Here is an 11,990-nt window from a genome sequence, read left to right as displayed (position 1 = left end):
GGGTGAGGGCTTACGGAGTCCAGGCGTAGATGGTCTGCCCCACGACGTAGACGTGCCACGCGCCCGAGCAGGTGATCGCTGCGTCCGTGGGGATGGACTCCACCCACCACGTGTCGTCGAGGGCCGGGCTGCTGGCGCTGGCGCACGCCTCGCCGATCGGCGCGGCGAGCGGAGCGGGGATGCTGTAGCCGAGGATCTTGGTGTCGTCGGCCGTGTCGGTCTTGATGCGGATCGTGGTGGCATCGGCCTGCACGAAGTCGGGCAGGGCGACGGTGCTCTTCGCCCCGGCCGCCTCGGGCTGGGTGGCGTAGATCGCACTCTCGATGGGCGGGTTGATCGCGTTCGCCAGAGTGCATCCGGAGAGGAGGGCGGTCATGGCGAGGATGGGGGCGGCAACAAGCAGGCGACGCTTCACTGCTGCTCCTTTTCGTTGGCTTACTGGGCTGTGTTCGGGGGTTCCGTTGGAATCCACCGTGCTACAGCGTAGTCGACGCGGTACCCCGAGCCTGTCGACGTGCGCACGAGCGGTGTGCCCTCGGCGACATAGTGTTCATGAGCCCGCGCCTCATTTCCCGTCGGCGGATGTCCGCCGGCCCGAAGTACGCGCCACCAGGGGTGACCGGATCCGGACTGCCGCATCACCGTGCCGACGGCCCGCGAGGCCCGAGATCCGAGCATGGCGGCGACATCGCCATAGCTGAGCACCCTGCCCGGAGGTATCGAGTCGACGAGATCGAGCACGTCGAGGGCGAACTCGTGGCCCGAGGGCGACCCTGCCATCGAGGACGGCTCAGAGAGAGAGGGCGGCGATGGTCTCGCCGTATTGGGTCTCTCCGATGCTCGAGAAGCCCAGGCGATAGAAGAAGGCCTCGGGGCCGTCTTCGCCCGGTTCGAACATCACGGTGATGCGGTCGTAGCCGCGCGAGCGGGCCTCGTCGGCCAGAGAAAGCACGGCGAAGCGTCCGACGCCCCTGCCCTGAGCGGTGGCGGCCACGTTGATGCTCCAGATGCAGCCCTTGAACTCCTCGTGATCGCTCTCGGGATCGAAGTTGCCCTGGATGAACCCGACCACCTCGTCGTCGTCGAGAACCACGCGGGGCCATGCCGTGACCGGGTTGACGTAGGCCTCGGCGATGGAGTGGGAGACGGGAGCCACGTACTGCTCCTGGCCCGGCTTGAGCGTGAGCGAGTTCGCCGCCACGATGTTGCTCGCCGACAGCTCGACCAGTCTCAGTTCACCCATGGGCCAAGGCTAGCCCGCCGCGCTCGCCCCCGCCACTGTCATCTCCACGAAGAGATATATATCTCGACGTCGAGATATATTGGTGAGCGGCTAAGCTGATGAACAGTCCGTCAAACACGCGAAGGAGTGGCCGTTGTCCAAGATAAAGGTTGAAGGAACCGTCGTCGAACTCGACGGAGACGAGATGACACGCATCATCTGGCAGGCGATCAAAGACACACTGATCCACCCCTACCTCGACATCGATCTCGAGTACTACGACCTCGGCATCGAGAACCGCGACGCGACCGACGACCAGGTCACGATCGACGCGGCCCACGCCATCCAGAAGCACGGCGTCGGCGTCAAGTGCGCCACGATCACGCCCGACGAGGCGCGCGTCGAGGAGTTCGGCCTCAAGAAGATGTGGAAGTCGCCGAACGGCACGATCCGCAACATCCTCGGCGGCGTCATCTTCCGCGAGCCCATCATCATCTCCAACATTCCCCGCCTGGTGCCAGGATGGAACAAGCCGATCATCATCGGCCGCCACGCGTTCGGCGACCAGTACCGCGCCACCGACTTCGTCTTCAAGGGCAAGGGCAAGCTCACGGTCGAGTTCACGCCCGAGGACGGCTCCGAGCCGATGAAGTTCGAGGTCTACGACGCGCCCGACGACGGCATCGCCCAGGTGCAGTACAACCAGGACGCGTCGATCCGCGACTTCGCGCGCTCGAGCCTCAACTACGGCCTCAGCCGCAACTACCCCGTCTACCTGTCGACGAAGAACACCATCCTCAAGGCATACGACGGTCGCTTCAAAGACATCTTCGAGGAGATCTTCCAGGCCGAGTTCAAAGAGAAGTTCGACGCTGCGGGCCTCACCTACGAGCACCGCCTCATCGACGACATGGTCGCCTCGGCCATGAAGTGGGAGGGCGGCTACGTCTGGGCCTGCAAGAACTACGACGGAGACGTGCAGAGCGACACGGTGGCCCAGGGCTTCGGTTCGCTGGGCCTGATGACGAGCGTGCTGAGCGTTCCGGATGGCTCGGTCGTCGAGGCCGAGGCCGCGCACGGCACGGTCACCCGGCACTACCGCATGCACCAGCAGGGCAAGCCCACGTCGACGAACCCCATCGCCTCGATCTACGCGTGGACCCGCGGGCTCTCGCACCGTGCCAAGCTCGACGACAACCCCGCCCTGGCGCAGTTCGCCGAGACGCTCGAAGACGTCGTGATCAAGAGCGTCGAAGCGGGGCACATGACGAAGGACCTCGCGCTGCTCGTCGGCCCGGAGCAGAAGTGGGAGACCACGGAGGAGTTCCTCGACACGCTCGACAAGAACCTGGCCGCACGCCTGGCATAGTCCCGACGTCGCGTCAGAACGGCGCCCCGCCTCCGAACCTCGGAGGTGGGGCGCCGTTCTCATTGTTACGACCTCGTAAACATCGACGCCGGTGACCGGAAACGTCTTGTTCTTTGTTTGTTCGTAAGCTTTACTAACAAACATGACTGCATCGGAAGTGCAGCGAGGCTCTTCCCGTTCCGCATCGGCGTACCCGCCGCGGACGCATCAGGGCCTCGCTCAGGGCAGGGCCCTGCGGCCCAACGGCAAGATCGTTCCGGGCGACGCCCGGGGCCACAACCTCTCGCTCGTGCTCCAGACCCTCTATCGCTCGGGCACACAGAGTCGTGCGGACATCGCGCGGGTGACCGGACTCACCCGGGTGACCGTCTCGGCCCTGGTCGCCGAGCTCATGGCCGACGGTCTCGTGCTCGAACTGGGGCAGCGGGAGGACGTGCGGCCGGGAAAGCCGGCCACGCTGATCGACCTGAACCGCGCCGGTTTCCAGATCGTCGGACTCGACCTGTCCGAGCACGCCGTCTTCCGCGGAGCCGTTCTCGACCTCGACGGGAACATCCTGGCGCGTGCCGAGGTGGCCCTCGAGCACAGGGTCGGCGAGGCCGCGTTGGCCCTCGTCATCGATCTCACCCGTCGACTCGTCTCGGCCTCGACCGCGCCCCTGCTCGGCATCGGCGTTGGCTCGCCCGGCGTCGTCGACCTGGGCGGCGTCGTTCTCACCGCGCCGAACCTGGGCTGGGTCGATGTCGCCCTCCAGCAGACGCTCGCCGACGAGTTCGGGGTCGGCGTGATCGTGGCGAACGACGCGAACGCGGCGGTCCTGGCCGAGCACAGCTTCGGCGACGCCGACAGCGACGCGATGCTCGTGAAGGTCGGCCACGGTGTCGGCGCAGGGCTCCTGCTCGGCGGCACGCCCCTCTTCGGATCGCGCTTCGCCGCGGGCGAGATCGGCCACGTCGTCGTCGGCACCGACGGGGGAGCCACCTGCGTGTGCGGCAAGGTGGGGTGCCTCGAGACGTGGCTGAGCATCCCGAACCTCACGGCGAAACTGGCCGGCAGCGAACCGGCCGATCGAGACGCCGTGCTGGTCGAGGCCGGACAGCGCCTCGGCATCGCGCTGGCCCCGGTGGTCGGCGCACTCAATCTGAGCGAGATCATCCTCAGTGGCCCCACAGAACTTCTCGACGGTGTGCTCGCCCAGGCGACCGTCGAGACCCTCCGCAGCAGGACGATGGCCGAGTTCCACGGCTTTCTCACGCTGCGGATGACCGCGCTCGGGCAGGACATCGTTCTGCGCGGCGCGGCCGTCATGGTTCTCTCCGACTCCCTCGGGGTGTCGTAGAGCGGCCCTGCACCACCCACGGTCGTCGGTGCCCACCGCAGGCCGCGCATTCACATCAGCCCTAGGAAAAGGACAAGACAATGAGGAAGAAGATACTCGCCGCCGTCGGCATCGGCATGGCCGCGGCTCTGGCGCTCTCCGGATGCTCCGGCTCGTCGAGCGGGTCGGACGACGGCGCCGAGGGGGCCGACATCCGCGTCTGGCTCGTCGGAACGGACACCCCCGACGAGGCCCGCGACTACCTGAAGACCACCTTCGAGGCGGAGAACCCGGGCTCGACGCTCACGATCGAGGAGCAGGCCTGGACCGGCCTGGTCGACAAGCTCACGACGAATCTCTCGGGCAGTGACAGCCCCGACGTGGTCGAGGTGGGCAACACCCAGGCGGCCGCTTTCACCTCGGCTGGCGCGTTCCTCGACCTCAGCGACAAGTACGAGGAACTCGGCGGCGACGACCTGCTCCCCGGGTTCGTCGAGGCGGGTTCGTACGACGGCAACTTCTACGCCGCCCCGTACTACTCGGGCGCCCGCTTGGTCTTCTACAAGAAAGACCTGTACGCCGCGGCAGGCCTCAGCGTGCCGACCACCCTCGAGGAGTACGTGGCCAACGGCAAGGCGCTCGCTGCGGCCAACCCGGGCGTCTCGGGCATCTACTTCCCGGGCCAGGACTGGTACAACGCCCTTCCCTACATCTGGGAGGCCGGCGGAGACATCGCGGTGAAGGACGGCGACTCGTGGAAGGCATCGCTGTCGAGCCCCGAATCGATCGCGGGCCTCGAGATGATCCAGGACGTGATGACGACCGCGTCCAGTGCTCCGAAGGACGGCAATGAGACCAGTCCCGAGGTGCCGTTCTGCGCCGGCGAGGTCGCACAGCTCTCGGCCCCCAGCTGGGTCAGGTGGTCCATCCTCGCCCCACTCGACGCCGAGGCGCCGGGTTGCCCCGACCAGGAGAGCAACCTGGGCGTCTTCGCCCTGCCGGGTGCAGACGGCGGCGCAGCGAAGGTCTTCGCCGGGGGATCGAACATCGCGGTGGCCGCCAAGAGCGCCCACCCGGAGCTCGCCACCGCCGCCCTCGAGATCATGCTGAGCGACGAGTACCAGACGATCCTCGGCAAGACCGGCCTCGTGCCGGCGAAGGTGTCGCTCGCCGACACCGTCGGGACCGACGAGGTCGCCCAGGCCATCGCATCCGCCGCGGCCAACGCGAAGCTCACGCCCGCCAGCCCGAAGTGGGCCGACGTGGAGGCGGCCGGCGTTCTGCAGGACTTCTTCGTGAAGATCGGCCAGGGCGGAGACGTGACCGAGCTGGCGACCGAGGCAGACAAGAAGATCGACGACATCCTGGCCGGCTAGGCGCTGACGACAGTGGTGGTGGTCGACGCGGCAACGTCGGCCACCACCAGCCCAATGCAGGTGATCGCCCTAGGAAAAGGGAAGCATCACAGCACCCTCCGATCGTAGTAGGAGCAGCACATATGTCGACCCACAGCCCGGCCCTCGAGGTCGCGCCCGGAGGTACCGACGGATCGCGCCAGGTGGCCCCCGTCCCGCCGGAATCCCCGCGCCCGGTGCGCAGACGACCACGGTCGGCGCGGATGGCCCCGGCGATCCTCCTGATCCCGGCGTCGCTCATCCTGATCGTGGTGATCGGGTACCCGCTGCTGCAGCTGGTGATCATGTCGTTCCAGGAGTTCGGCCGCGAGCAGGTCTTCGGCAAGCCGGCGCCGTTCGTCGGCCTCGACAACTACGTGCGGGTGCTCACCGATTCGCAGTTCTGGGCGGTGCTGGGGCGCAGCGTCGCGTTCGCCGCCGTGAACGTGGTGGTCACGATGCTGATCGGAACGCTCATCGCGCTTCTGCTCACCCGGCTGAACAAGGGGTTCAAGCTGCTGGTCTCTGTCGGGCTGCTGCTCGCGTGGGCCATGCCGGCGCTCACCGCCGTGATCGTGTGGGGGTGGATGTTCGACACGCAGTACGGCGTCGTGAACTACGTTCTCGGCATGATCACCGGGCAGGACCTGCACGGCAACTCGTGGCTCAGCAATCCGCTGAGCTTCTTCCTGGTGGCGACGATCATCATCACGTGGCAATCGGTGCCCTTCGTGGCCTTCACGATCTATGCGGGTCTCACCCAGGTGCCGGAGGAGGTGCTCGAGGCCGCCCAGCTCGACGGCGCGAACGGGCCGAAACGCTTCTTCCTGGTGACCTTCCCCTACCTGAGGTCGATCTTCCTCGTGGTCACCGTGCTGCAGGTGATCTGGGACCTGCGGGTGTTCACCCAGATCTACGCCCTTCAGGGCATCGGCGGAATCCGCGAGCAGACATCGACCCTGGGCGTGTACATCTACCAGACGTCGCTCGGCACGGGCGACTACGGCGCAGGCGGGGCCATCGCCGTGATCATGGTGATCATCATGATGGCCATCTCCCTGTACTACGTACGCCAGAGCATCAAGGACGAAGACCTGTGACCCGCAAACATCTGAACAGCGCCGCGCTCGGTGCGGCGGCCGTGATCGTCTTCGTCTTCTCGGTCTTCCCGGTCTACTGGATGATCAACACCTCCCTGCAGCCCAACAACCAGATCCGCACGGTCGTGCCCAACTTCGTGCCCGCGAACTTCACGCTGCGCAACTACGAGACGGTGCTCTTCGACACCACGAGATCCGACTTCATGCCGGCACTCGGCAACTCGCTGATGGTGACCATCTCGACCGTGGTGATCGCCCTGGTCTTCGCGTTCCTGGCGTCGCTCGCGGTCACGCGGTTCCGATTCCGCAGCCGAAAGGGATTCATCCTGGCGATCCTCATCATCCAGATGATCCCGGCCGAGGCCATGATCGTGTCGACCTATCGGGTGCTCGACAGCTGGAGCCTGCTCAACACGATTGCGGGCCTGACCCTCGTCTACGTCGCCACCGTGCTGCCGTTCACGATCTGGACCCTGCGGGGCTTCGTCAACGGCATTCCGATCGACCTCGAGGAGGCGGCGATGATCGACGGATGCTCGCGCACGGGTGCGTTCTGGAAGATCACCTTCCCGCTGCTTGCGCCGGGCCTCGTCGCCACCGGCGTCTTCGGCTTCATCCAGGCGTGGAACGAGTTCCTGCTCGCCCTCGTCGTGAACTCCCGTCCGGAGATGATGACGCTCCCCGTGTGGCTGCGCACGTTCCAGGTCGCGACCGGAACCACCAACTGGGCGGCCATCATGGCGGGCTCGACGTTGATGGCGATTCCCGTGGTGATCTTCTTCCTCGTCGTGCAGGGTCGTATGACCGGCGGGCTCGTCAGCGGGGCGGTGAAGGGGTGACACGCCACGAGATCCTGGGCACGCTCCTTCCCGGATTCGCCGGCACCGAGCTGCCCGACTGGCTGCGTGCGCTGCTGGCCGACGGCCTCGCCGGCGTGTGCCTGTTCGGCGAGAACGTCTCGTCGCGCGATCAGCTTCGTCGGCTGACCGACGACATCCGGTCGGCCAATCCGACCGCGCTCATCGCCATCGACGAGGAGGGCGGAGACGTGACGCGCCTCTATGCCGACACCGGCTCACCCTTCGCCGGCAACGCGTTGCTGGGCCGCATCGACGACGTCGAGCTCACCCGATCGGTGGGGGAGAGGGTCGGCGCCGAGCTCCGCGCGGTGGGCGTCAACCTCGATTTCGCTCCGGATGTCGACATCCATTCGAACCCGGACAATCCGGTCATCGGGGTGCGCAGCTTCGGCGCCGCAGCCGAGCTGGTATCGAGACACGGCGCCGCGTGGACGCGGGGACTGCAGTCTCAGGGCGTCGCCGCCAGCATCAAGCACTTCCCCGGTCACGGAGACACGAGCCAGGACTCCCACCTCGCCCTTCCCGTGATCGACGTGTCGTTCGACGAGCTGCGCACGCGCGAGTTGGAGCCGTTCCGAGCGGCGATCGCTGCGGGTGCGGCGACGGTCATGACGAGCCACATCCTGCTTCCCCGAATCGATGCGCAGAACCCGGCGACCTTCTCGGCGGCGATCCTCGACGGCATCCTTCGCCAGGAGCTGGGCTTCTCGGGCGTCGTCGTGTCGGACGCGCTCGACATGGCCGGGGCGAGCGCCGAGACAGGAATCCCCGTCGCGGCGGCGCGTGCCATCGAGGCCGGCTGCGACCTGCTCTGCATCGGCACGCGGAACACCGCCGCACAGCTGGAGCAGATCGTGGCCGGCATGATCGAGGCCGTCGATCGGGGCGAGCTCGACCAACGCCGGCTCTCGGATGCGTCGGGCCGGGTGCGCGATCTCGCCGGCTCGGTCGTCGTGGTGCCGGATGCCCCCGGGCACGTCCCCGACACTCCGCTCGCGCATCCCGCGCTCCGACATCCTTCGCTCACCGACGCGTTCGACGTCTCGGCGTCGGCGGAACGCTTCCTGTCCTCATCGAGGCACGCCCTCGTGCTTCGGATCGAGACGGAGGCGAACATCGCCGTCGGGAATTCTCCGTGGGGACCGTTCGGCCCCGGCCAGGCCGTCGATGCGATCGGGATCGACAGAGACGGGCCGGCGGCTGCCCGCGGGCTCGACCCGGATCGACCGGTCATCGTGATCGGCCGTGACAACCATCGCCGCCCCTGGGTCGTCGATCTGGTCGACGATCTGCGCCTGAGGCACGCATCCGTGCTCGTCGTCGACATGGGATGGCCCGGCGACGATCGCAGATACGCCGACATCGCCACGTTCGGCGGATCGCGCCTCGTAAGCGCAGCCCTCGCCGATATGCTCGAGCGGGCCACCGCAGCACCACTGAACGGAGAGACCCGATGAGGCTCGGACTAGACATCGGCGGCACCAAGACCGACGCCGTGGCCATCGACGAGCGGGGCGACATCGTTGCCCGCCTGCGCATCCCGACCGGCTTCGGGCCCGACGCCGTCGTCGACACGGCCGTCTCGGCTCTCGAGCAGCTGGCGAAGCTCACCGCCACCCCGCTGTCGGCGTTCACGAGCATCGGCATCGGCATCCCGGGCACCGTCGACACGGAGGGGGGCATCGTGTCGCACGCGGTCAACCTGGGCGTCGACGAACTCGAGCTCGCGCGAGACCTCAGGCTGCGGCTGGGTGTGGCCGTGCAGGTCGAGAACGACGTCAAGGCCGCGGCGCTCGGGGCCTTCAGGCTGCTCTTCCCGCCGGACGGCGGCGGCGATAGACACTCCATGGCCTACCTGAACCTGGGCACCGGCCTGGCGGCCGGTCTCGTTCTGGGAGGCGAGCTGTGGCGCGGGTCGCGGGGAACAGCGGGCGAGATCGGACACATACCGGTCGACCCGACGGGCGCCCTGTGCCCGTGCGGCCAACGCGGGTGCCTCGAGACGGTCGCATCCGGATCGGCGATCGCCCGCCAGTGGCCGAGCGACGACGCCCTGCCCGTGCTCTCCCTGCTCGCGGCCGCCCAGGCCGGCGACCCGGGCGCCGTCGCCATCCATCGCTCGCTCGTCGAGAACGTCGCCGCGGCCGTGCGCATCCTGGTGCTCACCGTCGACGTGGAGGCCGTCGTGATCGGGGGAGGGCTCAGCCACCTCGGCGAGCCTCTGCTCGACGACATCCGCGCCGTGCTCGGGGGCTGGGCCCTCGACTCGCCGTTCCTCGCCTCGCTCGAGCTGCCCGGCCGCGTGCAGTTCGTGCCCGACGACTTTCCCGTGGCCGCCGTCGGGGCCGCCCTGGTCGGACGTCCCCTCGCGCTCGCCGAGGAGGTGTGACATGGCCGAGATCGTGATCGTCGACTCGGTCGAGACGGCCGGCGAGGTCGCGGCCGACGCGGTGCAGCGACTCGTCGCCGAGCGAGTGGACGCGGTGCTGGGGCTCGCCACGGGGTCGACGCCCGTGCCCCTCTACCGGGCGCTCGAACGGCGTGTGGCGGCGGGCGGGCTCGACCTCTCGAAGCTCCGGGGCTTCGCGCTCGACGAGTACGTCGGACTGCCGGAGGGCCATGAGCAGAGCTATGCCTCGGTGATCCGGCGCGAGGTAGTCGAGCCGCTGCGACTCGACGCGAGCTCGGTGCATGTTCCCGATGGGCGGCCGCAGCAGATCGAGACGGCCGGTGCCCGCTATGAGGCGCAGCTTCAGGAGGCCGGCGGGATCGACCTCCAGATCCTCGGCCTCGGAACCGACGGCCACATCGGCTTCAACGAGCCGGGATCGTCGTTCGCCTCGCTCACCCGCGTGAAGACCCTCACCGAGCAGACGCGTCGCGACAACGCGCGCTTCTTCGCGTCGGCCGACGAGGTGCCGCTGCACTGCATCACGCAAGGGGTCGGCACCATCCTGCGAGCCCGGCACCTGTTGCTGCTGGCCTTCGGGGAGGGCAAGGCCGACGCGCTCGCGGCCGCGGTCGAGGGACCGCTCACGGCGAGCGTTCCCGGCTCAGCGATCCAACTGCACGCGAGGGTCACCGTCGTCGTCGACGAGGCCGCGGCATCCCGCCTCGCCCGCGCCGACTACTACCGCTACGCCTGGGCCAACAAGCCGGCCTGGCAGGGCGTCTGAGGCCGGTCTCCCGGCGCGACCATCCGCCCTAGACGAGCCTCTCGCCGCCGGCGAAGACGTCGGTCGCGTGCCAGCCGGCGTCGAGCAGCACCGCGTCGGCGGCGTAGCCCGTGCTCAGGTACCCGAGCCGATCGTCGAGGCCGAGAGCGCGGGCGGGACTCGCCGTGAGTGCGCGCACGGCCAGTACGGGATCGATGTTCGCGCGTTCGATCGCGGTGCGCAGCGCGGTGTCGAGCGTGAGGGTCGACCCGGCGAGTGTCTGCGTGCCGCTCAGCATGGCCTCGCCCTCGACGACCGTCACGTCGAGAGAGCCCAGCCGGTACTCCCCGTCGTGGGATGCGGCGGCGGCCATGGCGTCGGAGACAAGGAGCACGCGCTGCGGCGCGGCCACGAAGCAGAGGCGCGCGACATCGGGATGCACATGCACCCCGTCGAGGATGAGTTCGAGCGCGACTCTAGGGTCGTCGAACGCCGCAACGACAGGGCCGGGCGCGCGGTGGTGGATTCCGGGCATGGCGTTGAACGCGTGCGTCAGCACCGTCGCGCCGCGGTCGAACGCCTGCCTCGTGAGTTCGAGTCCGGCATCCGTGTGCCCGACGGCCACGACGACCCCCGCGGCCACGAAGCGGTCGATCGCGTCGAGGGCGCCGGGCAGTTCGGGCGCGATCGTGATCTGCCTGAGGGTGCCGGCGGATGCCTCCAGCAGCATCTCGACGGCGGCCGGGTCGGGGTGCGCCAGATGATCGGGGTCGTGCGCGCCACGGTGCAGGGGCGACAGGAACGGGCCCTCGAGGTGCGACCCGAGCACGAGCGGGTCGCGCCCGGCCAGCTGTGCCACCTGTCGGAGGCTTGCGACGAGGTCGGGAAGCGGATTCGACACCAGGCTCAGCACAGACCGGGTGGTGCCGTGTGCGCGATGCGCGTCGAGGGCGATGCGCATGGCGTCGGGGCCATCGTCGAAGGATGCGCCGCCACCGCCGTGGCCGTGCACGTCGACGAAGCCCGGGGTCACCCACCTGCCGCGGGCGTCGACGCGTTCCTCCGCAGGAATGGACGGGGCCAGCGCCTGCCAGGCCGAGCCGGTGCCCGTCGCCGCGATGGTGTCGCCGGCGAAGACCATCCAGAAGTCGTCGAGGATGCCGTCGGCGTCGAGCTTGCGCGCGCCGTGCAGCAGCATCAGCGGAGCTCTTTGCGCCCGGAGATGACCCCAGTGACCGCGGCGGCGACGCCGAAGACCACCGCGACGATGGGCTGCCCGAGCATGAGCCACGCTAGCGCGGCGGACCCCATGATGAGGATCTCGATGAGCGCCTTGCCGAATGCATCGAGCCGCACGACGGCGCGCGGAGATCGGAAGAGGGCCCACAACAGGATGGCGAACAGAGGCGTCGCGACGCAGAGCACCACGTTGAGCCACGGGCCGGGCCAGGCCAGGAATCCCCAGATGCCGAGGCTGACGAAGGCGAACAGTTCGAGAATGAACCGGATCACCTCGGCTATGCCGATCCGGTCGGGAGCTGTCTCTGTCTGCTGAGTCACGGTTCCAGCGTA

Annotated in this window: 13 protein-coding genes; 8 read left to right on the top strand and 5 right to left on the bottom strand. The window is 68.2% G+C overall.

Features of this window, described 5'->3' with window-relative positions; genetic code table 11:
* Positions 1-10 precede the first annotated feature (10 nt).
* Genes ASF06_RS05575 through ASF06_RS05565 form a run of 3 tightly spaced genes read right to left on the bottom strand, consistent with a single transcriptional unit; the run spans position 11 to position 1,243 of the window.
* Positions 11-415, bottom strand: coding sequence for a hypothetical protein (locus ASF06_RS05575; protein WP_055944537.1), 405 nt, complete (start codon positions 413-415; stop codon positions 11-13).
* Between the two features lie 20 nt (positions 416-435).
* Positions 436-780 (bottom strand): MGMT family protein, encoded by a 345-nt coding sequence (locus ASF06_RS05570; RefSeq protein ID WP_055944534.1) that lies wholly within the window; start codon positions 778-780, stop codon positions 436-438.
* Between the two features lie 10 nt (positions 781-790).
* Positions 791-1,243, bottom strand: a complete 453-nt coding sequence (locus ASF06_RS05565; protein WP_055927287.1) for a GNAT family N-acetyltransferase — start codon at positions 1,241-1,243, stop codon at positions 791-793.
* 133 nt (positions 1,244-1,376) lie between these two features.
* On the opposite strand from ASF06_RS05565, the gene ASF06_RS05560 reads away from it, so the two are divergent.
* From ASF06_RS05560 to ASF06_RS05525, 8 genes are all read left to right on the top strand, one after another.
* Positions 1,377-2,591: an NADP-dependent isocitrate dehydrogenase gene (locus ASF06_RS05560; RefSeq protein ID WP_055944531.1), complete on the top strand. Its 1,215-nt coding sequence runs from the start codon at positions 1,377-1,379 to the stop codon at positions 2,589-2,591.
* A 142-nt stretch (positions 2,592-2,733) separates the two neighbouring features.
* Positions 2,734-3,930 carry an ROK family transcriptional regulator gene (locus tag ASF06_RS05555; RefSeq protein ID WP_055944529.1) on the top strand — a complete coding sequence of 399 codons (1,197 nt, stop codon included), beginning with the start codon at positions 2,734-2,736 and terminating at the stop codon, positions 3,928-3,930.
* Positions 3,931-4,010: 80 nt separating this feature from the next.
* On the top strand, positions 4,011-5,285 hold the full coding sequence (locus tag ASF06_RS05550) for an extracellular solute-binding protein (RefSeq protein ID WP_055944526.1): 1,275 nt from the start codon (positions 4,011-4,013) through the stop codon (positions 5,283-5,285).
* Positions 5,286-5,407: 122 nt separating this feature from the next.
* On the top strand, positions 5,408-6,403 hold the full coding sequence (locus ASF06_RS05545; protein WP_055944523.1) for a carbohydrate ABC transporter permease: 996 nt from the start codon (positions 5,408-5,410) through the stop codon (positions 6,401-6,403).
* Positions 6,400-7,242: a carbohydrate ABC transporter permease gene (locus tag ASF06_RS05540; protein WP_055927300.1), complete on the top strand. Its 843-nt coding sequence runs from the start codon at positions 6,400-6,402 to the stop codon at positions 7,240-7,242. The genes ASF06_RS05545 and ASF06_RS05540 overlap by 4 nt, the downstream gene beginning before the upstream one ends.
* Positions 7,239-8,720, top strand: a complete 1,482-nt coding sequence (gene nagZ / locus ASF06_RS05535) for a beta-N-acetylhexosaminidase (RefSeq protein ID WP_055944520.1) — start codon at positions 7,239-7,241, stop codon at positions 8,718-8,720. Before ASF06_RS05540 ends, nagZ begins: the two co-directional genes overlap by 4 nt.
* Positions 8,717-9,652, top strand: a complete 936-nt coding sequence (locus tag ASF06_RS05530; RefSeq protein ID WP_055944517.1) for an ROK family protein — start codon at positions 8,717-8,719, stop codon at positions 9,650-9,652. The genes nagZ and ASF06_RS05530 overlap by 4 nt, the downstream gene beginning before the upstream one ends.
* A gap of 1 nt (position 9,653) precedes the next feature.
* Positions 9,654-10,439: a glucosamine-6-phosphate deaminase gene (locus ASF06_RS05525; RefSeq protein ID WP_055944514.1), complete on the top strand. Its 786-nt coding sequence runs from the start codon at positions 9,654-9,656 to the stop codon at positions 10,437-10,439.
* Positions 10,440-10,467: 28 nt separating this feature from the next.
* Here ASF06_RS05525 and nagA read toward each other — a convergent pair whose 3' ends face one another.
* Positions 10,468-11,616, bottom strand: a complete 1,149-nt coding sequence (gene nagA / locus ASF06_RS05520; RefSeq protein ID WP_055944510.1) for an N-acetylglucosamine-6-phosphate deacetylase — start codon at positions 11,614-11,616, stop codon at positions 10,468-10,470.
* Entirely contained in the window at positions 11,616-11,978 is a 363-nt protein-coding gene (locus ASF06_RS05515) for a YrdB family protein (protein WP_055944507.1), read from the bottom strand. Before ASF06_RS05515 ends, nagA begins: the two co-directional genes overlap by 1 nt.
* Positions 11,979-11,990 lie beyond the last annotated feature (12 nt).

Source organism: Agreia sp. Leaf244, from assembly GCF_001422695.1.
Classification (GTDB): domain Bacteria; phylum Actinomycetota; class Actinomycetes; order Actinomycetales; family Microbacteriaceae; genus Agreia.
This window is presented reverse-complemented; position numbering and strand designations above follow the sequence as displayed.